Raw genomic sequence first — 25,211 nt, forward strand, 5'->3', positions numbered from 1 at the left:
AACTCAATGATACCAAGAGCTGTGGCTCATTTTCGTGCTTTCAACCTTTAGTAACTTAACTAAATCAATCTCAGCTTTCATCATATTGAAATCAGCTGGGATTTCTTTTTTATAAAAGATTGAGATTTCAACGCCAATCTTCCATTTCTTAAATTGGTTATTACTGTACTTACCAGGCTCGTTTTCCGTTTCGGTGATCAGAATGTCGTTAGAATCAACGTTGTCCTGTACTTCACGGGGAATTGAACCGCCATAAATATGGTCGATCCAATCAAAATGAGCGGATTCAATTAGATCCATTGCCTGGTTAACGGGCAGGTTTAAGTTCAAACGATCACCTCAACTTCTTGTAAGCTTCGTACTCAGCCTTTAGCATTAACGGCCTGGCAATCTCCCGTGAATGGTCAACGAACTGATCACCAACGATTTTCTTAGTACCATCGTTTAAAAAGCGAGCAATCCGGCCATGGTTGATACCATCTTTACCAGTGAAACCAACCACTGTAGAACCGTTAACTTCACCACCAATATCATTGGGGTTTAATTCCACGGAATCAGCCAGGTGTTTAACGCCTTTAGTCCGATTTTCCTGATAATGTTTTGCACGGGTCGTTTTGGCTAGTTCGCCTCTTAAAACTTCACCGGCTGCGGTGGTCATGACGACTTTTTTTGTTGTGCTGGGAATCAGCTTACCGACTTGACGGTACCAAGCCATCATTTGCTCATCTAAATCAGCCATCATTACACCTTCTTATGTTCGCTCAGCGTCAAATAATCATAGGACATGTAATCTGAGTCATCCGGGCTGATATCAGCGATGTCGTAAAGCGTGCCATTCATTTTAGCTAACAGTGAACGGTTCACAGCGTCATTGTGACGAATGATCACCACGATACTGTCCTGCAACTCGGTACCCATTAGCTTGTACTGATTATTTAATGATCGCCGTTGCTGTTTTGCCCACAGAGCCATCTGAGAAGCAAAACTGGGTACATTCGTACCACTAGCACGGTTGTAAACCGATTGAATGGTACCAAACTCAACGCGCTTGTTAAATTGAGATACCGGAATCCGTTTGGCCATCATCCACACCTCGCTCTGCTACCAAATACAATTCTTTCAACGAAAGCGTTAAGTCTTCCAGCGCAATTGGCGTTTCATAACGCTCAACGTCATCCGTTGCTGATCGGTTAATGTACCAGTGAGAAGCCAATAGCATGACCGCCCAGTTAAACTCGTCGTTGTGGTCATAAAAACCGGTTATATTGTTGCCAACCTTGCCAACAATATTGCTTCGTGCTGCACTCAATAACCGATTTAGCAAACTGTCGTCATCATCACCGTCAATCCGGAGTGACAACTTTAAATCATCTAAAAGTTCATCAGTTTCATCCGCCATGCTATCTCACCTCACTAAAACGTGGCACTAGCGACTTTCGACCAGTCAGAACCAGTGAATTGTCCGGCGTTTAAATATTCAGCTTGGTCCTCAGTGGTTGCACCTTGTCCTTCGTCAGAAAATGCTTGAACGTAGAAGTAAATCTTGTCGCCATCTTTATGTGACGGCACCTTATCAGCTGGCAAAGTGTAGCTAGTACCAGTCGTGTATTCCATAAACTTGGCGTCGCCAGTTGTTTGACCAGGGTTGCCATAATGGATTACATACGACTTAGCCCCGTCTACGGCGTTCCAATTGATTGTCACACTACCATCGGTGTTAACAGTCGTTGATGCGCCGGTCGGGGCGCTTATTTTGACGCTGGTGTAGTGGAAGTGGTAGATGGGTTTGATGAAGTAGTGGTTGCCAGACGGAAAGCAGAAGCTAACAGGATCTGTTGGTCAAACCATGCGGTCAAGCCAAAGTAATTGATACCTTTGTCATAGTCTTTCCATTGTTCATACAAGGTTGAAGCAATTTCATAGTTCAATTGAACGTAGCTGAAGTTACCAACCACTGGGATCGTTGCCCGTTCCGTAAAGCGAACTGGATATCCAATGATTTCTTCAGGTGCTTTGCCAAATAACGTAGCAGAACTGTTAGACAATTCCTTAATCATAGCTAAGTAATCTGGACGACGCATGTAGACCTTGATATTTGCCTGGAAGGCATCGTCAATGTCGCCAGCCGCTTGAGTAATGGCATCAAACATGTTGTCGCCAGAAATCTTCTTGATACCAACTTCATCAGAATAGAAGCTCATGTGTTCTTCACCGGCATTAGGTGTTGTCGCAAATGAAACTTTCTTTTCCTTCAAAGCTAAAGCTGATTGCAAAGCGCTTTGGATGTACTGAGTCAAAGCCGTATCAGTACCGTTTAAGATGGTTTCCGATACCGCAGCCTTTAACTTGGTCTTGAAACGACCAAACGCAACTTGATCACCTTTCAAAGCAATTTCCTTAGATACTTCTTGGTCTCCAACGAAGCCATCATCATCAATTGAAAAGGCCACCCGTGGCAGAATCAGGTTAGTGATTGCTGAAATAGCTTCATCTTGACGCAGTGGGTTGTCATCAAAGGGTTCAGCAATGATCTGGTTTGATACTGTGACTGGCAAAATACTTTGACCGCCAGTCTTAGTAGTGTCGTCATCACCTAATGCTTCTAGGATGTCATGTGTCACTGGCTTGTTAGACATGGTGGCACGAACTAAACCAGCGAACGCATGAATCTGTTTGGCTTTGGGATCGTCATTTTCATGAGTACGTTGATTTTTCTTTTCAAGATTTTTCTTGTCTTTAGCTTCTTGCTGGTCAATTTGTGTCTTTAACAAATTAAACCGCTTCTCCAAGCTTTCGGACTTTTCACTGAGTTTGTTAAGTACTGTATCATCAACAGCGGGATTACCAGCTTTTTCGGCAATATCGTTGTTAACTTGCGTTAATTCTTCACCGATTTCGGCGAGGCTTTGCTTCTTTTGAAATAATGTAACGGCCATATTAAAACCCTCCTAATGTATGTTCCACAAGCGCATTGGCTTGCTTGGTCTTCTTCAACAACTTTTGGCGAAAGTCACTGTTGACTTTTTGTTTTGCCAATAATTGCTTTGGTACATGACGAAACTTCTCTGCAATATCCGGTGAAAGTGAAGCAGCAACCTGATTAGGCTCCAAAACCTCATCGGCCAGTCCATAATCATATGCTTCCTGGGCGGTTAACCAGGTCTCATCGTCTAGCAGCTGAGTCAGTGTTGTTTCATCTAATTTTTCACCAGCTTTTGCTAAGTATGTTTGCACGCTGGCCTTGGCGATGGTATCAAGATCATCCGCTTGTTTGCGCAGTTCCTTAGCATTTCCGACTGCCATTGTCCACGGATTGTGAATCATCAGCATGGCGTTTTGCGGCATAAAAATAGTGTCACCGCTCATCGCGATCACACTAGCAATTGATGCAGCTAACCCGTCTACATAAACGTTAACTGTCGCTTTATTTTGTTTGAGCATGTTATGGATCGCAATGCCTTCAAATACTGAACCGCCAGGACTATTAATATGCAGATTAATTGTCTTAACATCCCCTAAGCTCTTAAGCGCATCACGAAATCCCGCAGCTGATGTATCAGTATCTTCATATTCATCCGTGACGATCTCGCCATCAATGCTCATTTCCGCCGAGTTGGTTGCCGCTTGCTGTTTGATTGTCAGGTATTTTGGTAGTGTCATTCTTTGTCACCCCCTTTCGTTGCGTTGGGTCCATATCAATTGGATATAGATCACCAGAGACAAACAATTGATCAGCGTTCGGGTTGTCAGAAGGTGTCATATCTTCTAACTTCCGTAGATCATTCGGAGATGCAATACCATTACGGATCATCATCTGGTAGAAGTTAGTTCTAGCAGCCGTATCACCACGCAGCAGGCCATTCAGATTGAATTTGAAGTAGAAACCCTTAGCCCGCTTGTCTTCCGTGAGTAATTTGCGGTTAAATTCCGCTTCATACTGCTTAACAATTGGTACTAAGGTCATTTGTACGAACTGCGTCATCAGCTGTTCGTTAGAACTGACACCTTCACTAAAACTCTCGTTCAGAAAGTTCAGTGGCACGTTATACACGTTTGCAATCCGCGAACGGGTGACTTTTTCAGTGTTGACCATGTCGCCAGACACAAAATCACGGTCAATTTGCTGAATATCGAAGCCTTTTTCCTGGAAAATAACCCCACCGTTGTCATGTACGAACGTTCTAAAGTCATCCACGAGGGCTTCCCGTTTGTCTTTATCGACGTTCTTTTCATATTTAACGATGAAGCTATCCTGCTTGGACATCTCGCCTAAATTAAAATTCTGCACGGCATTGTCAAATTCCAATGCATTGTGCAGAACTTTTATGGGACTCATTCCGACTAAGCTTTCAACCGTTTGAAGATGTTTGACGTGAATCATCTCCGTGTTAAAAACCGTCATATTTTGTTTTTCGCCAGTGACGCGATACCACAAGCTGTTGTCTTCAATATTGACCATGGGTGTGACATAATCCGCTGAAACGGGCAGTAACGCTACTGGATTTAAATTGGCATCGCGCTGAATCAACGCATAACCATTTCCGAACGTGTCACGCGACACTTCCATACGATGCATGAAGTCAAACGCGTGCATGTTCTCGTTAGGTGTCTGACTCACTAACTGCGACAGCTCATTGTCCTGCTGGTCGTAATCCTTATACAAGTGAATCGGCAACGAAGCCAGTGTATTGGCTAGTCGAAACACAATTGAATAAATAGTTTCGTTTTTTGATAAGGTCGAATTGGATAAGCCCCAAAAGTTTTGACCCTGCCACAACGAGAAATCATAGCCTTTGCCGGAATGCTTAACTCGTGGTGGTGAAAACGCCTGTTTGATCCTTTGAAAAATTCCCAAGCTCACACCTCCTTAAATTTTTTTAAATGAAATATACTCGGGTGATTCAAAACCGGTATCTGGTTCCACCAGCATGTCAATCACCGTCGTATGTGCGTCAAGAGCTGCCGCAAAGCCATCAATCTTACGTGACTGCGATTGCTTAGTCGGCAACCAGTTGTCATTACGGTCTTGACGGAGCCGGACGTTGTTTAGATACCATTTGAAGATCTTCTGATTATTAAATACGACTTTGCCGTCTAACAGTAGCTCTTTAAAGTTTTGCAATGGACCGCCCAGGGTCAGGAACCCTTGACGGACAACATTAGTTTCAAATCCAGCCTCTTCCATCTCTTTGTTAAGCCGTAAAGCTTTTGCGGGGTCATAGTTAACTTGAACGATATTGAAACGATCAGACATGGCTTTAAACCACTCCAAAACGTATGAGTAGTCCACGTAATTACCAGGAATGATCTCAATATCGCCAGAATCTTCCCATTCTTTGATCCGTTCCGGGTTTTTATCCCGTTCATATCGTTTCTGCGGTATCCAGGACTTTTCCAATACATAAATTGACCCATCATCTAAGGGAAATTCTAGACACGCAGACGTGAAGTCTTCCGTGTCGGATAAATCATACCCACCAATGCAATCACGCATTTCTAGACTATCTATGTCGATCACACGGTCATTTAAAGCCAAGGTTTCGGGGGTGATGAAGCTCAATTCATCCGTTTCGGCAAAGATATTGAACTGCTTAGTGATCCAGTCTGCGTATTCTTTGGGACTTTTTCGGTCAGATTTATAATCACTGATTAAATCGGCAATCTGCATCAAGCCAAAATTAGGATTAGCTTTGATCCACAGTCTAGGATCATCAGCTTCCTTAGGATCGTCTAACTTAGCCACGAAGTAGAAGGTTCGTTCGTTGACAAAGTCTGAATAGTTGGTCAAGGTATCCTCAGCCTGATCGATATAATCAGCCAGTGGACCATCTAAAATATTCCCAGCTGTTGTGATGTACATGATCAAGGGTTGCTTTCGCATACCCCGTGACCTTTTCATCACGTTGATCAATGCGTAGTCCTGGTACTCATGGATTTCATCAAAGACCCCGAACGAGAGGTTTTCACCATCTTTGTTAGATTTTTCGGCTGACATAGCAACAATTGTACCGTTAGTTTTGGGATATCTGATCTCCGAAACATTGGGAACAAATCGTTCTTTAAGCCAGGGCGATTTTTCAATCATCCGTTTGGATTCTTCATATAAAATCCGAGATTGCTTTTGGGAGTTAGCCAAAATGTAGACATTGGGACCATTTTCACCGTCAAAACCAGCCATATAATCTGCTAAACCGGACTCCATGGTGGTTTTACCGTTTTTACGGCCAACAAATATCAAAGCTTCACGGTAACGGCGTAAGCCAGTCTTCTTGTTGACCCAACCAAATACACTGCCAATGACAAAATGCTGCCAGGGCTGCATGACCAGCTGGGTATCGGCGCCTTTTGACGGTTTGCACTTTTTCTCTATGAATCTGATGGGCCGAAACGCCTTTTCTTCATCAAATTTCCAAGGAAAATCATCATCTTCTGATCGTTTAAGGTCTTTCAAGTGACGTTTAGCTGCCAAAACGACCTCTTTTGATGCCAAAATAGCCTTTTCAGCTACTAATTTGGCATACATAGTAGTCAGTAGTACCGGTGACGGCTCTTTTAAGATGCCACCCCATTCACTTTGCTCTTTTACATATTGTTCTGCCCATTCAATGATATGCTCATAATCAAAATCAATCGGATTAACATCAGAAGTCTTCATCGTCATCATCTTCCTTCGAATCCATATTGATGGCTAAAGACGCTCGAGCTGATGGCGTTAATCCTATTTGATTAGCATATTTGTTAAGCAAATCAGCGGTTTTTTGCTTTTCATGAATGAACGGATTCAAACGTCCTTTAACTAAATACCCACGCTTTTTGATTTGCGCTTTATAGGCTTTGTAATCCATCAACGAATTACAGTAGACCGCCAATAGGTTCACATCGGCTTCTGTGAGTAGCTTGGTCGGCTCAAATAATGTGACAATCCGTTTAAACTCATTTTTAGCACCCGTGGACAACCATGCAGGAGGATCAATATGATTACTAGCAATTTGCAGCTTCTTTTCGTTCTCAGAACGTTTGTGAAGCTCTTTTTTAGTTAGATTGTTGGGATTTCCTTCCAGCAAATGGATCATGGCGCTTTTTGCAACTTGTGGCATTCACCCTCACCTCCTTTTTAATTTTCGCTGGGTGGTAAATCGAATATTTTTTGTTTCAAAAACGAATTTATAATTACTTAAGGTGGTGTATCCGCTCCCTGTGATTGCGTCATACCGGTATTTGTAGGTAGGGGGGCTATCAAAAATAGTTGCACCCTCACAGTTCCGGATTGCGTTTAAAAAGGACAGCGCCCATCATTTTTGCATGACGGTCAGTGTCCTTTTGTTCTTGCGAATAGCCTTTTTCGAAGTGTTCTTTATTATGGCAGGCTAAACAGATTGTCTCTAAGTTGTCCAGGTCTAGCCGTTTGTTCCAGTCATCTTTCAATGGCACGATATGATGCACGGTATTGCCAGTGTGGACAATTCCTTGCCTTAGGCATTCCTGGCAAAGGAAATGGTCCCGTCTTAGTACCAGCTCCCTAACGCTCCGCCAATCAGACGAATGGTAGAACGCTTCGGTCTTGGCATCATGCTGATAGCGACGCTGGATCATGACGGATGCTCCTTTCTGCATACAAAAATCACCCACAAGTATCACAGTACTCATGGATGATTACGATTAAACCATTGCTTGAATTAATTTCACACTAACACTATAACTCTTTCGATAGTGGTTTGGTGTGCAGGTTTCGTGCATCATTTGTGCATGTCCATCAAGCCCGCCACACCGAACAGCAGTGGCTTGAGGTCAGCAGTTGCTCTTGATACATCACGGCGAATAGTACTTGGATCACTGTTAAATCGCTTAGCCAATGCATCAATTGTCTGTGCCTTGGGCTGTAAGTATAGCTGATCAATCACTTCATACTTGCGTCGTTGTTCTTGTGTGCCTGACATACACCGCTGTTTATACTTGGTGAGTACCTCGTCAATGAACTGCACATACTCTTCAGTGCGTGCACGATAACCTGCTAATGCCTGCAGCTTACGGTCAATCTCTGAGAACGGCTGGTCATCACTTAGCTCTGGCATTGGCACACTGATATGGTCTTTTAATCCACGGTAATGCTCAAGTACTTCACGACTGTTCCGCAATACTTTCTGTGATTCCAACTTATGATACTTGATCTCTTGAGTTACGATCTCTTTAGCAAGTAACGTGCGTTCTTCTTTACTTAGCATCAACGTCATCTAATCATGCCCTTCTCATTATTTACGAATGATCCATAAAAACCTGGCATAACTAACTGTAATGCCAAGGCAAAAGCCCAGAAAGATCATCAACGCATCTTTTATCAACTGCCATCATCTCCATTGGAATCCAGCTAGGACTCCATTAGTATTTCTCTTAGCACTTCGTTTCTTTGCTGAATGGTTAACCGTTTGTGAGCATCACGCACACCTGTCCGCATACTAGGAAAGTGGTCATATACCCACTTGATAGTTGCCTCCATATCTTGATTGTGATCATTGAATGCTCTAATTAAATAATCACGGTATTTAATTTGTTCTGGCGTCATTGGTATCACCATCACTTATCTTATTTACCTTTCTTGCGAATTCTCGAAAACCATCATTCCAGTTGATATCATCCGCATGTTCACCTTTAGTTTCAAAAGCAATCAATCGGTTTAAATATGTGCTGGATTCTTTAAGGTCTTCGATACCGTTCTTGTCTTGATAACGTGTGACGTATTTGAAGATGTTACCGATATAAAATCCGCGAATCTTCTCATCCGTCATTAAGCCATCTTCGAACCGGTCAAACAGGTCTTTACCACTGTTGACATAATAATCAGGATTAATTAAATTCATAGGCTCCCTCTCACTTCCTAAACGTTTCCGAAGGTATCACGTGTCATATCAGCTGATAGCTGCGATACGCCACCAATCAAACTGAATAGACCAACTTCCCTAGAATCATTAGAAGCGTAACCACCATGGTTAAATACCTCACCATTTTCATCTACAGTTTGATAGATAAATGCTATTCCAGCAATGTTCCCATTACCGTATTCTTCATTGACCGTTGCTAATAAATCTCCAATGGTGCATTTCTTACCTTGGTTTAAATGCTTGTCAGTCATAGATAGAACTTTCTTGCTCATATCATGCCTCCTAAAATACCCATCCAAATACGATCATGATGGCTTTGATTACCAAAAATGCGATCGCTAAAACCGTTACTAAGACGATTCCACAGCCAATCAATTCACTAACTGCTCCCAAATAATCTTTAATCGTGATCACCCCGTTTTAAATCAGTGTAAATATTGATGGTTTCATTATCTGTAATCTTGGTGACAATGGCGCCGCCTGACCAAGTGGAATTAATCGCCTTCGATTTTGCAACCATTCGACCTCCCTGCACTGCTTTAATGTATTGGCTTAACTTAGCGTGGTAAGGAATTTTATTTTTTACACTAGCCCGTTTCCAGCCCCGGTATCTATCGCGTTTGAAATTCTTGTGGCGTCTTGTGTGCCACCCAACATATGAGCCATCCAACAGATTTATATTTAATCCCCAGCTAGCTTTTCGTAATGATCGCCATCTATTGTTAGCCATTTAATCCCCCAAATTTCTTCCATACATTATCCGCTGTTGAATCCCATATATTTTTTTGCAACAGTTCAGGATTTTGATGAATATTTCCTACAATTTCCATTCGACAAGCGTAATTCTCCAAAAAGTGAGCTGGCTTATACAAAGCCCATTTGCCACTCGTATCTAGTAGAAAACTTATAGTTAACCACCGAACAATTCCATAATTGTCTACACTGAAATTCGTGGGATTATGCCAATGCAAAATATCTCCTTCACAAATCTGTCTTTCTTTCATATCTGCTAATCGCGTGTATCGTTCTAAAACAACCTCGTTAAATTTAAATGTTTTCTCTTTTATCAAGAAGTCTTTAACAGTTATAGTTTTACTAGCAAAGTTGATTTGTTTTACTTGGTAATACTTTTCTTGTTTTTTTACCCACGCTCTTAAAATTCTATTTTTCATCAATTGATGCCCAACCTCCGTTTGTACACGGGACATGCCCTGAATCCATGGCAATACGGGCATTCTTTCTGGGCTTTAGTTTCTAACAATCGAATGCATCTACCTTTCTTCCACACATGGGACAGTAGCTAATTCCTTGTCCTGATCCCATATTTCCCATTGGTTTGATGATTTTTGGAACTACAAACAAGCTACCTAGGTGAATCATCACATTGGCTTGCAAATCGCTATCACCAACAATAACCTTGCTCTCATGGCAGTACGGACAATCCTGCTGTGCTTTCGTTTCAGCCGCAATACCGTTAACCACCGGTTCGATGTGATAATTAAATGGTAAAATAACTGACATTCTAGTAACTGCATTCTCTGCCTCTGATTTTTCTGCATAGACTGATACTGGTTCCATTTCATCATTCTTTTCAAAGCAAATTAGCCACAACATATTCTTCATTCAGCCACTCCCAATTTTCGACCACATATAGGGCAATAGTTAATAGGGCAACCAGTTCCAGTGCTGTTGCCTGGCATGATAATTCTTGGTACTACAAATAGACAATTAATTTTGATCATCACATAAGCAGCCATGTCATTATCGCCAACAATTGTCTTCTCGTCATGGCAGTACGGGCATTCTTGTTGTTCTTCCGTTCTAGTCATAATTAATCCGCCTTCCAAACCGCATTTTGATAAGCGTGTTCGATTTCTTGAATGTTTTTTACACCAAGTTTTAGATAGCGTTGTCGCATTTTGGTAACCTCCACAGGTTCATACGTCCGTTTGAAAACGTCATCTGTAATCGGCCAATGTTCCCCCTTAGTGTCTGTGGCGATCCAATCACCAGAATGAACCATTGCCTCGCCTTCTGGAGTTGCAATTCGCCACACGCTACCAAATGCCGGTAAAGGTTTCCACATATCATATTTCACAGCCATTTTACCTGACCCCCAAAACTGTTCTGCTTCAATTAATTCGGTCTTGCGATATCTCATTTGGCCGCCTCCATGCTGGCAATTTGTCGAATTTTGCCGTTGATTTTCTTGTACCGCTTACTGCCAACCGCTACACATGTCACAGCCATATTGGCCTGATTTGCTGTCCAGAATGCACTTTCAGCATCCTCAGCATCACTATATCGACTGTTAGCTGTGGTATATGTCTGCAGCAGATCCCTATGATTAAATAGCCGAATCATTTTGTAACTGTCCGCATCAAATCTCGACATCCACCATGAGTTATATTGCTTTTCTTCTTCGGTCAGTGCTGTCATTCGTCTGCCTCCAGTAGTTCGGCATTCTCGTGGATGTTACCAACGACTTCAAACCGCCATGCACCCGCTTCCAACCATTCGGTGTTTTTGAACCTAAAATCAGTGTCCAGTTTAAATCCGGCTTCTTGGTATGTCACCACACCCAGCCAGTCTTGGCCATCCGTCCATGGATCGTGCCAACGAAGAATGTCGCCCTCGTAGATTTCAATACCGTTTTTGTCCTTCAATCCGGTATATTCTTCGACAACATAATCATCACTATCCATAATGGCGTCAAAGGTGCCTAGACTTTCAGCTAATGTATCCCAGGCATTGGTTTGAGTGTAAACACGCACCGATTCTTGAACATTATCGATAAAATCATTGTCTGGCTTATCCCAAGCTCTGAACTTAATTGGTCTCATTCGTCTTCCTCCATAGGAACAGGTACAAACCTATCTCTATCGTCTGGGTCATAATCCGGCAAAAATGGTCGCCATTCTGGATAATCTTTTAAAAATTTAGCATAACTTTTGGGAGTAAATTCATGTGCGCACGCGCCTTCAGTGCCATACCATTCAATAGATTTACCGGTTTCGTTTGCATAACCAGCTTTGCGAGAGCCTAAATACCAAACACTTTCATCTTTGTAATAGCTAGGAGATACAGCTACACAGAATTTCGGTTCATCTTCACGCTCAGAAACTGGTGTAAATGCATAGTCAACAGCTAGTTTAGTAATCTTTTCAAAATCTTCACCGTTATTTTTAAAATAACCAGCATCGATATCTATATTGCCGGTACAATCGTTCCCAACACATATAAACCAGTCGTCTCCGTAGCTTTGAATGGAAACATATACATATTTTTGCTCATCAACAAAAGCACTGAATCCTAATGACTTAACTTCTTTAAGAAATTCACTCGTTTTCATTTGTTTTCCTCAACTTCCATCGGAAAGATAATCTTCATATCTTCCTCATATTCATCGCCGACTAATTCCAATAAGTCGAAACAAACACCATCATCTTGTAAGTCAGCTTTTGGAAAGAACACACCATCTAAGAACTGCTGACCTTGTTGCATGAAAAATGGTAAATCCCAGTAGTTAATCCAAACTAGCAATTGGTTATAATACGGATTGCTAGTAGGTTCCCACCGATATTCTTGAACTCGACTAAAACATTCTTTTATAAATTTCACTTCATCCGTCTGCATTAGTTCACATCCTCAATAATTCCATCTGTTTAGTTGATGTTTCAGCAATAAAATTGCACCATAGAACTTCTGTACGTTTGCTACCCGTTTCAACACTGGCAATTCTCATTTCATGATTCCAATCACTCAAGTATTCCTCATACATATCCGATGCATAACCCGAAAGAATTACCTTTCCTTTAAAATCAACTAATTGTTTAAGTAATGACTCGTGGTCAGCATCGCTGAATTCATAAGCATAGTGGCGTTTACTCCGAGTGCTCATCAAGTAAGGAGGATCAACATAGGTCAGTACGTCAGGTCGGTTGTATCGTTCCAACAATTTGAAAGCATCCTGATGCTCTATTTGGGCATCTTTAAGGCGACTGGCAACTGCTAAAATACGTTCATCAATGTGATTCCACTCAGTCGTTTTAGAGCCATTCAGGTCTATATTTGCTCGCCAACCAGTATGGTCAGAAGTCTTACCGCCGATTGCTTGCCAACTTCGTACCATCATGCGTCTAACATCTTCCAATGGATCGTCTGAAATCTCATAACTCAATTGGTATTCTTCACGACTAAGTGGCGTTAATTGAATTAATTGCGAAAGTTCAACTGGGTGGTTACGACACTGCTTAAAGAAGTTAACAATACGTCCATCTATATCGTTAATTGTTTCAATCTTACTTGGCTCTTTGTTAAAGAACACTGCTCCTGAACCGAAAAATGGTTCTAGGTATGTGGTATGCGGTGGCATAAGCGAAATAATGTATCTAGCCATATTCCATTTGCTTCCTGGATAGTTTAATATCCGTTTCATTCAATCACCTCATGTATCTTTCATCCGCTTAATCGATGTGCGTGCTAACGTTTTGCCTTTAAATAAAGTCACTGCCAACTTTTCGTAACTGTTCTAGTGGCAGCTCATGATGTTCAACCATGGCGGTGACGTATGCACCACGGTTGATCAGCGCTTGAATGAAACCGTAATGACGGATGCCATCGCGTTCCCAACTTACTTTGTCACCTACGTGATACATAGCAATCACCTCTTATACTTTCGTTTACGTGACTTCAATAATTGTGCAGCATGCACACTGCTGATGAAATACCGCCCGTCATCCGTTAATTCCGGACTGTTATTCATCTGCTTAGCAATCTCAACCGCTGTCATGTCCACGGTTCGGGTGCGTTTAAGATACGTGTTAAAGGCGTCCTGGAAACGTTTTGACCGGGTGTATTTGCGCCGCTTCTCAATCTTGTTATCACTTTTGCCAAAATACCGTTTTTCAAACTTTCTGAACTTGGCTAATTCGTCGTCCGGGATATTCACGAAACCGTTGTATTTTTTCTCAAGTTCGTAAACCCGTTGAATGAACTTGTTGGATCTCATGCGCTCACTTCCCCAAGAATTAATCAAACTGCTGGCTATCCCAGAATCGTGATATTCTCCAATTCGGATAAATTATCATTCAAATACGTTTTGATGTTGTCGATTGCTTCGTTCTTCCAGGCACTGCCATCGGATTCGAATAGTGCACCTTGCATGCCTTGCTTCATGCGGAATACAAATTGGCTTTCAGGCTGTTTAACTTCCGTAAAGGTTCTAAATGGACGCAAGTTGACCGGATTGGGTACGATAACAGTATCCTGTGAGGCAATTCCGGTACTCATAGTGGCCTTTTGAGTGATGCCGTCATCACTAGCTGTCTGAGCATTTTCTTCACGTAAATTACCGATAAATTTAAGCAGGATAGCTTTGTCGGTTTCCTCGTCATCCACAAACATAGATTGCAGCATGATATTGAGTTGCTCACGGTCAAAGAACTCATCTTGTTTGTCCCAGATATTCCACGGTTGAGCAATCAAAAGTTCGTTGCGTTCTCCGTAGCCATTAAGAAAACCTCTAACTCTAACTAGCGTTGGGCTGACCACGTGGATAAAGTAGGGCTTATCTTCCGGCAACTTGTGTGCGTAATCGACCACCGATTGTAAAGTATGCGTTTGCAGTTCTTCGTCCGCATTGGTATCTGGGTGCCACGGATGAACATCATCGCCGATCAAAAATGCGCTGCCGTATTTATCAAACGTGATTTTCTTTTCATTGGCAGTGTTTGCTAAATTAGCTAGGTATTCGAGTGCGTCTTTTTCTTCCATGAGTTAGGCTTCCTTTCCGTGTTGGAGATCAATAACTTTGTTTTTTTGTTTAGCTTCGACTTGGTCGACGTCTTCACCGGTATCAGTGTGCAATTTACCATCATCACCGATAAATGTCTGACCAGGTGTGCCTGATTTAAGTTCGTTAGCAACTGGCTGTTTGTGGTCGTCCAAGCCTATCAATAATTTGGAGTTAACCGATTTGTCTGGTACCAAGCTTGATTTAACTTCCGTGTCCATAAATACAACGCTACGGGAATCATCCGTTTGTAAGGTCAATGTCATGGTCAGTTTGCGTTTCTTGGTGGCATCCGTATTCGGATCCATCAGATTAGCAACTACCTTTTGCATTTCCCGTTCAAACTTTTCCTGCAATGCGCCATTGGAGATTTTCGATAAGTCGATATTGATCAGTGATTTTGTCATGGTTATCCTTCTTTCGTAGAAATGATATCTTCGCCCCGGACCGTGCGGAAATTACCTAGTTTAAGCATCTCCGCAATCTCTGGGGTGACTTTTAAGCCTTTGGTGTGATATTTGTTCATAAAGTTATGAATGCCAATTGTGTGCTGTTCGATATGATGCTTTCGGCACAGTGCCATCACACTATTACCAACGTGGCTAATGTGGTCTCTGTCTCGCCCAATACCAACTGCATGCACGTGAGCAATGTCTGCATGTTCGCCACAGATGGTGCACTTGCGATATTTTAAACAGTAGAAGTCCCAGCGTGGTTGTTCACGGATAGCATCAACAGTTGAACTGGCAAACGGGATGTTCCATTCGAAACAGAATCCGATAAGATACTCCAAAAAATCAGAGGCAATCTGTTTGCTGCAATCACTCAGGGAAAACATACCTGATATGTCATTTTCATCCATGAACATCTTTTTCAGACTCTGCTTTAGCTCTAAACTGCGCTTACGATATCCAGCAAAATCAGCAATTTCACCGATCAGTGCATAAATCTTTGCTCGTTGTGCCATAGTGATCCGGTCAATCAGTTCAATGTCTAAAACTGCATGATAGCCAGTTGCGTCTATCTTGCTGGCGTTCTCAAGTGATTCGGGATCAAGCTTGATTGAATACTGTCCATCGTTGTCTTCAGTTACTCTGCCGGTCAGTTGCACGCCAATCACTCCATTCCTGCTCAAATCTGCGTTTTAATTGCTCAAAAGACTGCTGATTTTGTACATTAGCATGGCAATGTTCACATGGGCCGATACAAATCGTTCCGTAGCCAGTCACTTCTTGTACTCGCCCTGTACCTTGACAGTAAGGACATGAATCAGTGTTTGATGTCATTAGAATTCGATCCTTTCTCTGCTGTCTGGCGTGGCTGCCGTAAAACTGATGATGTGACCACGGATGTTTTTCTCTAACCGTGAAATGATTTTAGGGTTGTAGATCGCGGCCAGCTGTTTACTGGTCAGATTAGTAGTGATGATTGTCCGCTGGCGCTGATCCAGAATGCCAAATAGTGTCCGCTGAACAAACTCACTAGCTTCACTGGTAGCCCGTTTGAAGGAAGCTTCCGAACCTAAATCATCTAGGACTAGCAAATCAACGTTTCCTAGCAGGTTGACCATGTTTTCCTCGGTATATCTGCTGTCAGGAAAGTTGAAACTGTCTCTGATCAGTCTGAACAGGTCGTTCACACTCACAAAAAGACAAGACATCGGACGTTGGCCATTATCGTTAACTGCTTTGAGCATTGAGAGTGCTAGATGTGATTTTCCACGACCTGGTAGCCCAGTTAGTATCACGTTAAAGGCATTATCCGGGTTGAGATACTCGCCTGCCCAGTGCCGGGCGAGTTTTAAGTTCTTCTCACTCTCTGGTGAGCTAGGCTTAAAGTTGGCAAACGTGGCTGGTTTTAAGTCGGGATCACTAAAGATTGAATCCTTAGTCAGGACTTGCTTAGTCCTGCGCCAATACAGTTTTTTCTGTAGCTGTTCAACCTTTTCCCGTTCTTCTTGTTCCATTTGATGTTGACGGCACTTAACGCAAAACGGTTTGGCATTGCTCCAACTCATTTCAACCAATGGAATATGATGAATTGGACACAGCTCATCCGTTTCTTTAACTTTGCCGGGCAGCATTGCTTGAAAATCAGAATTCAATTCCACCATACGATTCACCACCATTCACACTGTGATTGACATAGCCTTCAAACTTGCTGGCTCGGAACAACGTACTGGGCCTTAGGTACTCACTCATCCGTGGGTCATTGCCCCAGGCTAGTACTTGATGATCAATAGCCTTTTTAAAGTCGGATAGCGTAAAGCCCTCGTTAAACCGGGGTCGCATTAATCCTTGGTTCGTTTTAGTATTCCGATACTTCTTACCGGTTTTAGCATTCAAATAATCAATAACTTCCTGGTATGGATAGTGCGGTGCGGATTCATCCGCACTAGAGTCTTTTGTAGTCTCTTGCGTAGTCTCTGGTAATCTATTGGTATTGGCTGGGTCACTCTGTCCCAATCCGTTGGGACGTTCTGTCCCACTCGTTGGGTCATTCTGTCCCAATCGTTGACCCCCTAGTTTTTCATAGTTGATTCGATACCATTTTGTCTTGTCAAACCCTGCTGTATTAAAGTTTCCGCTAATCAAATACCCGTTTTCTTCTAGTGATAAAATTGTTCTTTTAACTGTTCGAACTGAGAAAAAAGGGAACTGTTGTGCCCACTTTGCATAAGAGTTGTAAATCCACTTCTCACCATCACGGATATTGTTCGAGCGTTGCAACCAGTAATGAAACTGCTGCAAGATGATGGCTTCGTTTAACCCAACCTTGATTGCGAGTGACGGTAGTACTTGCAGTGGCGGTTCGCTGATTAATAAATTGTTAGTCATCTGCTCACCCCCGTTAGAACGGCAAATCGTCGTCAGAAATATCTATCGAGTCCGCGTTATTCGTAAATGGATCAGATTTAGGGTTCGTTCGAGGGTTGTCGCCACCTTGAGCATGGGTATTGTTGTTTGCATCATTAGCTGGCTGATTTCCATTCCCAGTCCCGTTGCTTGATCCACTAGTGTTGTTTCGCCTCGCTTCTAGAAACGCAAAGTTCTCAACGACCACTTCAGTTACATAAACATCCTGGCCGTCCTTATTGGTGTACTTGCGCGTTTGCAAACGACCTTCAACACCAATCAGTGACCCTTTGTGGGTATAATTGGCTAAATTTTCAGCCGACTTCTGCCAAATAATGCACTGAGGGAAGTCAGCACCACGCTCCCCGTTTTGACTTTTGTAGCGCTGGTCAACTGCCAAGGTGAAATTACCAACTGCGGTTCCACTAGCTGTGTATCTTAAATCAACATCCCGAGTTAAACGCCCGGTTAAGACCACTCTATTGATCATTAGCAACCACCTCTAACTTTCCGTACATCAGCAGATTCTTTTTTGCTAAATCCAAATGTTCGAACCAATATTCAAGTGCATCCGTTTGATTAGCAGGTGTCTTGTCAATGCGTGCTTCACAGAGTTTAACGTCTCGTTTCAAGTACTTTAGGTTACTGCGTACCATCGTCAAATAGCCTTCTCTCGTGATATAATGATTTTGAAAATTGTTTTTCTGTGTCGACCATTTGCGGTGGTCGACTTTTTTATGCAATAGTTTCCATAACCAACTCCGTTGAGGATTGGAATAGGCTAAATCGCCAATACTTCGTTTTTTCATGTTCATTACCTTCTTTTTTATTTTTAATCCCGGTATACTGACAAGTACGGAGGTGGAGAGCTTGAATTTATCAATCTGGTTTCATCTATTCATCATGAATTTAAAAGCAGGCATGTGGATTCCAGAACAATATAAATACCTGGATTACATGATTGAGAATGACTGGATAGTTCAGCTGGATTATCCCGAAATAGACTCCAAACGAGTATTTAGGAAACACACAGCTGGCTCAAAATTTGAAATTACCTCCATCGGCCGAAAATCACTTTTTAAATTCAATTGGGTACTGTTGCCAATTGCTATTTCATTGGCTGCCCTAATCATCAGTCTTATCGCGCTGAAAACAGTGCAATAATAGCAATAGCAATGCTAAAAAGGGACAGACTAATATTGGCTACAAACAAAAAACTCGGTTCTTTATCTGGATCATTCGTTAATTTCGAATGATCTTTTTTGTTTTGGTTCATGAGATTACCTCCTCTCAAACCATTCAACGAATGCTGCCAGTAAGAAAATCGCAATCAATGTCAGCATCCGAAGAAATCATGCGGATTTTTAACCGCCTCACTAATAGCCCAAACTAAACCACCAGCAAAAGCTAAAGTGAGCAATGCAATGGTGCCAACCACAAGACACTTGCCATAAAACACATAGTCATTTGTGTTCATAAAACCCTTCCTTTCGAAACACCATTCATCCACCCCGGATTTAGTATTTAAATTGCTTCATGAATTCGTCGATATCCTTGGTATCGATTCGAACTCCATATGGTGTTTCCGTTATTTTTAAGCCCTTAGCAATCATCTTGTGTAGCGTGGTATAGCTTTTGATATCCATATAGCGCATGGCATTTTTAAAGTTCAAATACCGGCCAAACTGGATCATTTCTTTTGCCTCACTCATGTGATCACCTGCCTTGTTCATATTGATTAGAATCTTGGTAATAAAATGATCTGGCTTCTGATGCTTCCTCTTTTAAATTCACCACTGCTATACTGATTGAGTAAAGGAGGTGATGACTTTGACTCATGCACAAATGGAAGCATTTCAGTATTTGCTCCAATGGATTAACAAACTAGTTAAGCCAAACTATATCCTGCTGTTCAAATACAACGATTCCTTAATGACCGGTAAGTTTTATAAGGAATCGGTAGAAGGCCTGCCAAGTGGAATCCAGAACCTTCGATTAATCAGAAATAGTGAGGAATCGCAATGGTATGGAGAACGCGAAATCACTAATTCTCACTTGCTTTTCAACTTCATTAATGGTTCGCGTCTACAAGATTTCAGCGATAAATACAATATTCGTCTTAATTTGAAATATCCTGAGATATTATTTATGGAAATTTCACAGTTTGTTAGCAACTTGGAGGGAGACCCTGTTTCTCAATTCACTTATGATGTTAAAAATGAGGAATCTGGTCTCAAAATACCTTTCTTAATGACAGATTCGAACTCTGTTTTCGAACCTATTTCATTACTTGAAGAAGTTCCTACAAATTAATGAAGTTTGACTTATACTTCAGCAATTCGTAGGCGTATTGAAGACTTGCGTATGCATCGTCATACGTTACGTCTTCTTTTTTTAATAATTGAACTATTTTCTCCCCAATACCTATTGGTTTTTCCAAATCTGAAAGAACATATGGCTGCTCTTCACGCGAAAATTTATTTAGAAACCGATGTAAAACGACTTCCTTATCTGGTAATGATTCATCATTTTGTTTATCAGCCATTTGCTTAAATCTCCTTTTTTCTAGATTGACTTACATAATTGCCACTCGATTTACGCGCTCATATTAAGAAACTTGTTGATAAAGTATTGCTGACCCTTACCAGTGACTTTTACGGTCTTCGTGATTGACGTGTGCCCATCTGAATGAGCAAAACTGCCTTCCTTAATTTCAAATAGTTCCATCTCCATTGAGCGCTGTGTGGGCATGTTCCAATCAGTGCCCTTGCGCTTGATGAGGTAACCATTTTCTCTTAACCAGGTGAACAACCGTCTCTGACCAATATCAATACCGTTCTGCTTTAATAGCTTAGCTAACTCGCCGACTAGAATTGTTGTGTGCGATACTGCTACTGCATCCGCAAAAACTGCTTTCGGTTGCATGCTGGTATTCTCTTCTTCCAGTTCTTTGGTCTTACGTTGTTCTTCAATCCACCGCTTTGCCCTTTCAACTGGATCGTCAATCATGTATGAATCTTTGGCTTTGGTCGCAACCGTCTTTTCCATCGAATTAAATGCTTCAATATACTCCAACTTAAAATTCGTAGCTTTATACCCCGTAAATCCCATAGCCAACAGAGTAAAGCCATCACGATTCATAAAGATTTGTCGGTATCTTTTACCCCTATTGATATAAGTACCTTCAGCAAACATTTGGCTACGCAATTTTGGGCTACTAGATTTGGTGGCCGAAATTTCGGCTACGAGATTGTCAATAGCTTCTAGCACATGCTTGTGTTGTTTCCCAAAGGTTTTGGCAACATTTAAACTACTGGTAACAACTTGCTTTTCTTTCAAACTTACTAATGATGAACCTGCCACCTATATCACCTCAATTTCTTTTGACTTGTTTAAGATATATGCCGATGTAACTCCAAGATAGTCAGAGACTGCTTGCAATTTATCTGCACTGGGCATGGCATTATCCCATTTGCTAATGATTCCACTAGTCAAACCTAAATCGTGTTCAATACGATATATACTGATGTTTCGTTGACGCGCTATTACCTTAATGGCACTGTATACTTCCACATTCTCACCTCCTAAGTAATTTAAATATATGCTGTATTGACTAATGACAGAATATATTCTATTATTAAGGCACATTAAATAAAGCTAATTCAGGTATATATTCCTGATACGCTTTGATGTGTTCCCTGCCCCGAGAACACCAATAGCTTATCACGTAATATATTCCCTGTAAAGCAATATATTCTAACTTGGGGGATAATTATGAACATTTACTACCGAATAAAAGAGCTAGCAGATACTAGAAACGTTAGTATTGCTGAAGTAGAACGAAAGTTGGATTTCTCAAATGGATCTCTGTATAAGTGGACCAAAACATCTCCATCAATTGATAAAGTTAAAAAGGTAGCAGATTATTTTGGTGTATCTACAGATTATTTGTTGGATAGACATCCAAGCAAGGACCCTGTTAGTTATTATCGAATTAATACAGCGGGTTTGGATGATGATGACGTTGAAGAATTAAAAGAACAGTTGGACGTTTATACTGATTTTCTAACCCAACGTCTTAAAAAGCGTGAATCGGGGGAATAATATTGGCATATGGATACAAAAATTTAAATTATTGCGACTTACAAGAAGCATATGATGAAGCTTTAATTAATTATAGTGATTTAGCAAATGACATAGCCTATTACTTTGACACTAAAACCTGTAACTTGCGAACGAATGATTACGTCCACTATTGTGAGTTAGCATATCATGTAGAATTCGTCCCTTTTACATTTACTGGCAAACCCAAACGTATATTTGCAGGATCTTTAATGATTGGAAACCATGGATTCTACGAAATAGGATTTAATTCTAGTGTTAATGAGGGGAGACAAAATTTCACAAAACTACATGAAATTAACCACTTAGTTAATGATGTACAAACTGGAAAACCTGGTCAATCATTTTCTGACGTATTTGCGCGTGGAGATTATTCCCCAGAAGAGCAATACTGTGAGGCAGTAGCTAATTTTGGTGCAGCTATGATGCAAATTCCTGAGGAAGCACTGGTCGCAATGATTTTAAAGACAAAAAATTTAAAAAATGAGTTTTCAAAGGAGTTTTCTTCAAGTTATGGTGCAAATTATAACCGACTGTTAGATTATTTAATGTATCAGCAAAAGTTAAATTTTTCGGATGCACAAGTATTAGCAAATGATTATGAAGGTAACCCACTCACTAGTGGACTTTCAAAAGTTATATCATCAAATGTCGTTAATAACCCGGAATATATAAACATTATTAATTCTGTAATTTTATACGCTGAATAAACACCGTGATTGAGAATTTTAAACTTATGTAATAATTTATAGTCGCATCGGAGGTCAATCATGCAGAAATTTTTAAAGTTTGTAATTATATTATTATTTTTAACCTTTGGGCTAACTGCTTGTGGTCAAAGCTCACAAATTCAGAAATGGAATGATAAGAGTTCCTACAAAACTGCCAGCTCAGCTACAACGAATTATGGTTCAAAACTTAAATTTAACAAAGCAAAAGTTTTGTCAGTTGCTTATAATGCGGATACAAATGATACTAAATATCTAATTAAATCTAATGGTGAATATTTTGTTGGTTCTTATAAAGGCAAGAAAGAAATAGATAAGGGCAATATACTTACGGGATTTGGAATCTCAATTGGGCCTGGAACCATAACCGATAGTATGGAAGCCAATGGTATGGCAGAAGAAAAATATGATCATATATCGGTTACTATGATGGACTTAGATAAGTTATTTATTGTTAAGCAATAACAACAGCATTTATTTAGTCCAAATACTGATGACCTTAAAAGCTGGCTTGTTTGGGAGAATACAATTATGAAGAAAAGAACTTTGATTACTATAGGTTTAACTATGCTGTTGTCGTTTTCTACGGCAACTACTGCTTCAGCCATGGCTAAATATGGCTCACACTATTGGTACAATTATCGTCATGTATATGTAAAAAAGACTACGACGGCATACAAAATGAAAATGACTAATCCACTTTATAAATCATATGCTGTTAGTCATAAAACATTACATTCTGGGACACATATCTACGTAAAATCAAACCAGCTACACTATGCTTGGTATGTTAAGGGATCAGGCATGACAAACACTTCCAAGTACTTTTGGGTAACAAATAGAGGCAACACTTCTTGGATAACAACAAAAAAGGCCACTTCAAAAAGTAAAACATCTTCAAAAATTCAACAACTTTCTCCGAAAAAGCTTGGGTTCAAAGTTGCTGCTAGTAAATCATTTTCAACCAGTAAATATGAAACTGGTTATACGCAAAACTCACATCTTCAATTAACAACGGAACCTACTCAGACTGATTCAGTTGGCTCATACACCATCAAATCTCAAGGGACTAAAATTCTAGCTAAAAAAGTAAATCAAAAGTTTCTAGCCATAGAAGTTAATGGTCAGTTTAAAGGTTACACTTATGCCGGTTCTGTAACTCCGTATAATGCCTATCAGAACCCTATGTATTGGAGTAATAATGGTCATACGATTGATTCACTAACAGTACCTGGTAAAAATACTATTCTTGCTCCTGGCTCCAAAATTTACACTGATACTAAATGGCGTAATCTTGGCAAGGGATACGGTGGTAAGCAATGGCATTTTAGATATAAAGATGGTAAATTCCGCTCTATAGATTAATTTTAAATGAAATAAAAACACATCCCGCCCTCGCCAAAGTTTGAGATGTGCCTACGAAAATACATATACGGATGAAGTCCACCCTTTTTAATATCATAACTTAAAGGAGGTGATGCCACAACCTAACTTAATCCAATCATCCACCCCGGTGAAAGGATAAACAGATGGCAAAAATTAAAAAATATAAAAACAAAAAGAACGAGGATCGTTATGAATTCCAGATATACGGCGGTATCAATCCTAAAACAGGTCGCAAAACGACCACCCGCCGTCGTGGTTTTAAAACTCGCCGTCAAGCGATTACAGAACTTGACCGGTTAGAGGCGCAGGTTGAAGAAACCGGCAGCTTACCAACTGATCAACCGCAAAAAGAAGCAACTTACCAAGAAGTCTTTGACCTTTGGTTTGAGCAGTACAAGCATACGGTTAAAGAATCAACCTGGCATACTGCTCAATTGATCTACAACCGGCAGATATTGCCGAAATTTGGCAAGTATAAGATCAAGTACATTGATATGATGCAGGTTCAAAAGGTCGTTAACGCCTGGTTTGAGCACGGTTATCACGAATACCAGATGTACATCAGCTATGCTAGTCGGATATTCACTTATGCAGAGCGGTTACAAATCATTGACCGTAATCCGGCCAAGTTAATCATTGTGCCAAAGAATACCATCGCTAAACCCAATACCGAAAACTATTACACCGGTGATGAATTAAAGCGATTTTTAGCCGTTTTAAGCGCTGATGAATCAAGACGGCAACCTTATACCTTTTTCCGGTTAGCTGCCTTCAGTGGTATGCGCAAGTCGGAAATTTTGGCACTTACGTGGTCAGACGTTAATTTTAAGGACTGTTCTATCTCAGTTTCCAAAACTTTAGCAGTTGGTGATAAACACCACTTGATCATCCAACCGCCAAAAACGCAGCATAGCATCCGCACGGTTTTCCTGGATCACAAAACAGTCAATGTTTTAAGGCAATGGCGTGGTTATTTAATGCGACATGGTTTCCAATCAGTATCACCCGACTCGTTGATATTCACTGGCGAACAAGGTCAGGTACTGCAAACCATGGCACCGAACAACTGGCTCCACAAGATCATCAAACAGTATGGATTTAAAAAAGTTACCGTCCATGCTTTTCGCCACACATATGCAACCCTGGCTGTGGAAGCTGGTGTCACACCTAAAGCTTTACAGTCACAACTTGGTCACACCTCAATTAAAACGACCATGGATATTTACACTGCAACCACTAAAAACGAACGCAACAAAGCAACGGATTTAATGGCAAATTATTTAGGTTTTTAGCTCCAAAATTGGCTTACTTTTTGGCTTACTTTTTGGCTTACTTTGCCTGAAAACCCATAATAGCCTATAGCACTTCGAAAAACAAAAAAGGCGTCACCACGGGGTTTTGCGATAATCCCTTTATGGTTGTCAGATGAAATACAATAATTCATCTGATG

The 25,211-nt window shown here is 41.0% G+C and carries 45 protein-coding genes; 7 read left to right on the forward strand and 38 right to left on the reverse strand.

Features of this window, described 5'->3' with window-relative positions:
* Positions 1–3: 3 nt before the first annotated feature.
* The 33 genes from CES81_RS11415 to CES81_RS11570 all read right to left on the reverse strand — a co-directional run bounded on the left by CES81_RS11415 (position 4) and on the right by CES81_RS11570 (position 18,334).
* Positions 4–330: a DUF806 family protein gene (locus tag CES81_RS11415; protein WP_089121857.1), complete on the reverse strand. Its 327-nt coding sequence runs from the start codon at positions 328–330 to the stop codon at positions 4–6.
* 4 nt (positions 331–334) lie between these two features.
* On the reverse strand, positions 335–739 hold the full coding sequence (locus tag CES81_RS11420) for an HK97 gp10 family phage protein (protein WP_089121858.1): 405 nt from the start codon (positions 737–739) through the stop codon (positions 335–337).
* A gap of 2 nt (positions 740–741) precedes the next feature.
* The gene (locus tag CES81_RS11425; protein WP_089121859.1) at positions 742–1,083 is read right to left on the reverse strand and encodes a phage head closure protein; all 342 of its coding nucleotides are present in this window, start codon (positions 1,081–1,083) and stop codon (positions 742–744) included.
* Complete coding sequence (locus CES81_RS11430; RefSeq protein ID WP_089121860.1) at positions 1,052–1,399, reverse strand: head-tail connector protein; 348 nt, start codon at positions 1,397–1,399, stop codon at positions 1,052–1,054. The genes CES81_RS11425 and CES81_RS11430 overlap by 32 nt, the downstream gene beginning before the upstream one ends.
* 14 nt (positions 1,400–1,413) lie before the next feature.
* The gene (locus tag CES81_RS11435; RefSeq protein WP_089121861.1) at positions 1,414–1,704 is read right to left on the reverse strand and encodes a hypothetical protein; all 291 of its coding nucleotides are present in this window, start codon (positions 1,702–1,704) and stop codon (positions 1,414–1,416) included.
* A 44-nt stretch (positions 1,705–1,748) separates the two neighbouring features.
* Positions 1,749–2,936, reverse strand: coding sequence for a phage major capsid protein (locus CES81_RS11440; RefSeq protein ID WP_089121862.1), 1,188 nt, complete (start codon positions 2,934–2,936; stop codon positions 1,749–1,751).
* 1 nt (position 2,937) lies between these two features.
* Entirely contained in the window at positions 2,938–3,660 is a 723-nt protein-coding gene (locus CES81_RS11445; protein ID WP_089121863.1) for a head maturation protease, ClpP-related, read from the reverse strand.
* Positions 3,593–4,855, reverse strand: a complete 1,263-nt coding sequence (locus CES81_RS11450; RefSeq protein WP_225356395.1) for a phage portal protein — start codon at positions 4,853–4,855, stop codon at positions 3,593–3,595. Before CES81_RS11450 ends, CES81_RS11445 begins: the two co-directional genes overlap by 68 nt.
* A gap of 12 nt (positions 4,856–4,867) precedes the next feature.
* Positions 4,868–6,655: a terminase large subunit gene (locus tag CES81_RS11455; RefSeq protein ID WP_180949800.1), complete on the reverse strand. Its 1,788-nt coding sequence runs from the start codon at positions 6,653–6,655 to the stop codon at positions 4,868–4,870.
* Positions 6,642–7,097, reverse strand: coding sequence for a phage terminase small subunit P27 family (locus CES81_RS11460; RefSeq protein ID WP_089121865.1), 456 nt, complete (start codon positions 7,095–7,097; stop codon positions 6,642–6,644). Before CES81_RS11460 ends, CES81_RS11455 begins: the two co-directional genes overlap by 14 nt.
* 157 nt (positions 7,098–7,254) lie before the next feature.
* Positions 7,255–7,614, reverse strand: coding sequence for an HNH endonuclease (locus CES81_RS11465; protein WP_225356396.1), 360 nt, complete (start codon positions 7,612–7,614; stop codon positions 7,255–7,257).
* Positions 7,615–7,736: 122 nt separating this feature from the next.
* Entirely contained in the window at positions 7,737–8,231 is a 495-nt protein-coding gene (locus tag CES81_RS11470; protein WP_089121867.1) for a hypothetical protein, read from the reverse strand.
* 309 nt (positions 8,232–8,540) lie between these two features.
* A complete protein-coding gene (locus tag CES81_RS11480) occupies positions 8,541–8,855 on the reverse strand; it encodes a DUF3310 domain-containing protein (RefSeq protein WP_089121869.1) in 315 nt (104 codons plus the stop codon).
* A gap of 17 nt (positions 8,856–8,872) precedes the next feature.
* Positions 8,873–9,148, reverse strand: coding sequence for a hypothetical protein (locus CES81_RS11485; RefSeq protein ID WP_089121870.1), 276 nt, complete (start codon positions 9,146–9,148; stop codon positions 8,873–8,875).
* Positions 9,149–9,276: 128 nt separating this feature from the next.
* The gene (locus CES81_RS13400; RefSeq protein WP_145993350.1) at positions 9,277–9,606 is read right to left on the reverse strand and encodes a hypothetical protein; all 330 of its coding nucleotides are present in this window, start codon (positions 9,604–9,606) and stop codon (positions 9,277–9,279) included.
* Complete coding sequence (locus CES81_RS11490; protein ID WP_225356399.1) at positions 9,599–10,048, reverse strand: YopX family protein; 450 nt, start codon at positions 10,046–10,048, stop codon at positions 9,599–9,601. The genes CES81_RS13400 and CES81_RS11490 overlap by 8 nt, the downstream gene beginning before the upstream one ends.
* An 82-nt stretch (positions 10,049–10,130) precedes the next feature.
* A complete protein-coding gene (locus CES81_RS11495; RefSeq protein ID WP_089121872.1) occupies positions 10,131–10,499 on the reverse strand; it encodes a hypothetical protein in 369 nt (122 codons plus the stop codon).
* Positions 10,496–10,705 (reverse strand): hypothetical protein, encoded by a 210-nt coding sequence (locus CES81_RS11500; RefSeq protein ID WP_089121873.1) that lies wholly within the window; start codon positions 10,703–10,705, stop codon positions 10,496–10,498. Before CES81_RS11500 ends, CES81_RS11495 begins: the two co-directional genes overlap by 4 nt.
* A 2-nt stretch (positions 10,706–10,707) precedes the next feature.
* Complete coding sequence (locus tag CES81_RS11505) at positions 10,708–11,037, reverse strand: hypothetical protein (RefSeq protein WP_089121874.1); 330 nt, start codon at positions 11,035–11,037, stop codon at positions 10,708–10,710.
* Positions 11,034–11,315 carry a hypothetical protein gene (locus CES81_RS11510; RefSeq protein ID WP_089121875.1) on the reverse strand — a complete coding sequence of 94 codons (282 nt, stop codon included), beginning with the start codon at positions 11,313–11,315 and terminating at the stop codon, positions 11,034–11,036. The genes CES81_RS11505 and CES81_RS11510 overlap by 4 nt, the downstream gene beginning before the upstream one ends.
* Positions 11,312–11,719, reverse strand: coding sequence for a YopX family protein (locus CES81_RS11515; RefSeq protein WP_089121876.1), 408 nt, complete (start codon positions 11,717–11,719; stop codon positions 11,312–11,314). Before CES81_RS11515 ends, CES81_RS11510 begins: the two co-directional genes overlap by 4 nt.
* Positions 11,716–12,228 (reverse strand): hypothetical protein, encoded by a 513-nt coding sequence (locus CES81_RS11520; protein WP_089121877.1) that lies wholly within the window; start codon positions 12,226–12,228, stop codon positions 11,716–11,718. The genes CES81_RS11515 and CES81_RS11520 overlap by 4 nt, the downstream gene beginning before the upstream one ends.
* A complete protein-coding gene (locus tag CES81_RS11525) occupies positions 12,225–12,512 on the reverse strand; it encodes a hypothetical protein (protein WP_089121878.1) in 288 nt (95 codons plus the stop codon). Before CES81_RS11525 ends, CES81_RS11520 begins: the two co-directional genes overlap by 4 nt.
* A gap of 4 nt (positions 12,513–12,516) precedes the next feature.
* Complete coding sequence (locus CES81_RS11530) at positions 12,517–13,314, reverse strand: DNA adenine methylase (protein ID WP_089121879.1); 798 nt, start codon at positions 13,312–13,314, stop codon at positions 12,517–12,519.
* 58 nt (positions 13,315–13,372) lie between these two features.
* On the reverse strand, positions 13,373–13,534 hold the full coding sequence (locus CES81_RS13585) for a hypothetical protein (RefSeq protein ID WP_180949802.1): 162 nt from the start codon (positions 13,532–13,534) through the stop codon (positions 13,373–13,375).
* Between the two features lie 5 nt (positions 13,535–13,539).
* Complete coding sequence (locus CES81_RS11535; RefSeq protein ID WP_089121880.1) at positions 13,540–13,887, reverse strand: hypothetical protein; 348 nt, start codon at positions 13,885–13,887, stop codon at positions 13,540–13,542.
* A 35-nt stretch (positions 13,888–13,922) separates the two neighbouring features.
* Complete coding sequence (locus CES81_RS11540) at positions 13,923–14,651, reverse strand: hypothetical protein (protein WP_089121881.1); 729 nt, start codon at positions 14,649–14,651, stop codon at positions 13,923–13,925.
* 3 nt (positions 14,652–14,654) lie between these two features.
* Complete coding sequence (locus CES81_RS11545) at positions 14,655–15,077, reverse strand: hypothetical protein (protein WP_089121882.1); 423 nt, start codon at positions 15,075–15,077, stop codon at positions 14,655–14,657.
* 2 nt (positions 15,078–15,079) lie between these two features.
* A complete protein-coding gene (locus CES81_RS11550; RefSeq protein ID WP_180949803.1) occupies positions 15,080–15,781 on the reverse strand; it encodes a putative HNHc nuclease in 702 nt (233 codons plus the stop codon).
* A gap of 174 nt (positions 15,782–15,955) precedes the next feature.
* The gene (locus CES81_RS11555; protein ID WP_225356397.1) at positions 15,956–16,783 is read right to left on the reverse strand and encodes an ATP-binding protein; all 828 of its coding nucleotides are present in this window, start codon (positions 16,781–16,783) and stop codon (positions 15,956–15,958) included.
* Positions 16,764–17,507 carry a conserved phage C-terminal domain-containing protein gene (locus CES81_RS11560; protein WP_089121884.1) on the reverse strand — a complete coding sequence of 248 codons (744 nt, stop codon included), beginning with the start codon at positions 17,505–17,507 and terminating at the stop codon, positions 16,764–16,766. The genes CES81_RS11555 and CES81_RS11560 overlap by 20 nt, the downstream gene beginning before the upstream one ends.
* Positions 17,508–17,520: 13 nt before the next feature.
* Positions 17,521–18,015 (reverse strand): single-stranded DNA-binding protein, encoded by a 495-nt coding sequence (ssb, locus tag CES81_RS11565; protein ID WP_089121885.1) that lies wholly within the window; start codon positions 18,013–18,015, stop codon positions 17,521–17,523.
* Positions 18,005–18,334: a hypothetical protein gene (locus CES81_RS11570; protein WP_089121886.1), complete on the reverse strand. Its 330-nt coding sequence runs from the start codon at positions 18,332–18,334 to the stop codon at positions 18,005–18,007. Before CES81_RS11570 ends, ssb begins: the two co-directional genes overlap by 11 nt.
* Before the next feature lie 61 nt (positions 18,335–18,395).
* Here CES81_RS11570 and CES81_RS11575 point away from each other — a divergent pair, with 61 nt between their 5' ends.
* Complete coding sequence (locus CES81_RS11575; protein ID WP_089121887.1) at positions 18,396–18,689, forward strand: hypothetical protein; 294 nt, start codon at positions 18,396–18,398, stop codon at positions 18,687–18,689.
* A 172-nt stretch (positions 18,690–18,861) separates the two neighbouring features.
* Here CES81_RS11575 and CES81_RS13590 read toward each other — a convergent pair whose 3' ends face one another.
* Positions 18,862–19,002 (reverse strand): hypothetical protein, encoded by a 141-nt coding sequence (locus CES81_RS13590; RefSeq protein ID WP_180949804.1) that lies wholly within the window; start codon positions 19,000–19,002, stop codon positions 18,862–18,864.
* A gap of 40 nt (positions 19,003–19,042) precedes the next feature.
* Complete coding sequence (locus tag CES81_RS11580; RefSeq protein WP_225356398.1) at positions 19,043–19,237, reverse strand: DNA-binding protein; 195 nt, start codon at positions 19,235–19,237, stop codon at positions 19,043–19,045.
* Positions 19,238–19,355: 118 nt separating this feature from the next.
* Here CES81_RS11580 and CES81_RS11585 point away from each other — a divergent pair, with 118 nt between their 5' ends.
* Entirely contained in the window at positions 19,356–19,838 is a 483-nt protein-coding gene (locus CES81_RS11585; protein ID WP_089121889.1) for a hypothetical protein, read from the forward strand.
* Here the strand turns inward: CES81_RS11585 and CES81_RS11590 are convergent.
* From CES81_RS11590 to CES81_RS11600, 3 genes are read right to left on the reverse strand one after another with little or no spacing between them, the layout of a single operon-like run.
* Positions 19,828–20,070, reverse strand: a complete 243-nt coding sequence (locus tag CES81_RS11590) for a hypothetical protein (protein WP_089121890.1) — start codon at positions 20,068–20,070, stop codon at positions 19,828–19,830. The two genes, CES81_RS11585 and CES81_RS11590, sit on opposite strands and share 11 nt — an antisense overlap.
* A gap of 50 nt (positions 20,071–20,120) precedes the next feature.
* A complete protein-coding gene (locus tag CES81_RS11595; RefSeq protein ID WP_089121891.1) occupies positions 20,121–20,888 on the reverse strand; it encodes a phage regulatory protein/antirepressor Ant in 768 nt (255 codons plus the stop codon).
* Positions 20,889–21,098, reverse strand: coding sequence for a helix-turn-helix domain-containing protein (locus CES81_RS11600; RefSeq protein ID WP_089121892.1), 210 nt, complete (start codon positions 21,096–21,098; stop codon positions 20,889–20,891).
* Positions 21,099–21,299: 201 nt separating this feature from the next.
* On the opposite strand from CES81_RS11600, the gene CES81_RS11605 reads away from it, so the two are divergent.
* The 5 genes from CES81_RS11605 to CES81_RS11625 all read left to right on the forward strand — a co-directional run bounded on the left by CES81_RS11605 (position 21,300) and on the right by CES81_RS11625 (position 25,053).
* Complete coding sequence (locus CES81_RS11605) at positions 21,300–21,629, forward strand: helix-turn-helix domain-containing protein (protein WP_089121893.1); 330 nt, start codon at positions 21,300–21,302, stop codon at positions 21,627–21,629.
* Between the two features lie 2 nt (positions 21,630–21,631).
* Positions 21,632–22,357 carry an ImmA/IrrE family metallo-endopeptidase gene (locus tag CES81_RS11610; protein WP_180949805.1) on the forward strand — a complete coding sequence of 242 codons (726 nt, stop codon included), beginning with the start codon at positions 21,632–21,634 and terminating at the stop codon, positions 22,355–22,357.
* A 60-nt stretch (positions 22,358–22,417) separates the two neighbouring features.
* Positions 22,418–22,840, forward strand: a complete 423-nt coding sequence (locus tag CES81_RS11615) for a hypothetical protein (protein ID WP_089121895.1) — start codon at positions 22,418–22,420, stop codon at positions 22,838–22,840.
* A gap of 66 nt (positions 22,841–22,906) precedes the next feature.
* A complete protein-coding gene (locus tag CES81_RS11620; RefSeq protein WP_089121896.1) occupies positions 22,907–23,740 on the forward strand; it encodes a hypothetical protein in 834 nt (277 codons plus the stop codon).
* Positions 23,741–23,904: 164 nt separating this feature from the next.
* The gene (locus CES81_RS11625; RefSeq protein WP_089121897.1) at positions 23,905–25,053 is read left to right on the forward strand and encodes a site-specific integrase; all 1,149 of its coding nucleotides are present in this window, start codon (positions 23,905–23,907) and stop codon (positions 25,051–25,053) included.
* Positions 25,054–25,211: the final 158 nt, after the last annotated feature.

Source organism: Secundilactobacillus pentosiphilus (assembly GCF_002217985.1).
GTDB classification, from domain to species: domain Bacteria; phylum Bacillota; class Bacilli; order Lactobacillales; family Lactobacillaceae; genus Secundilactobacillus; species Secundilactobacillus pentosiphilus.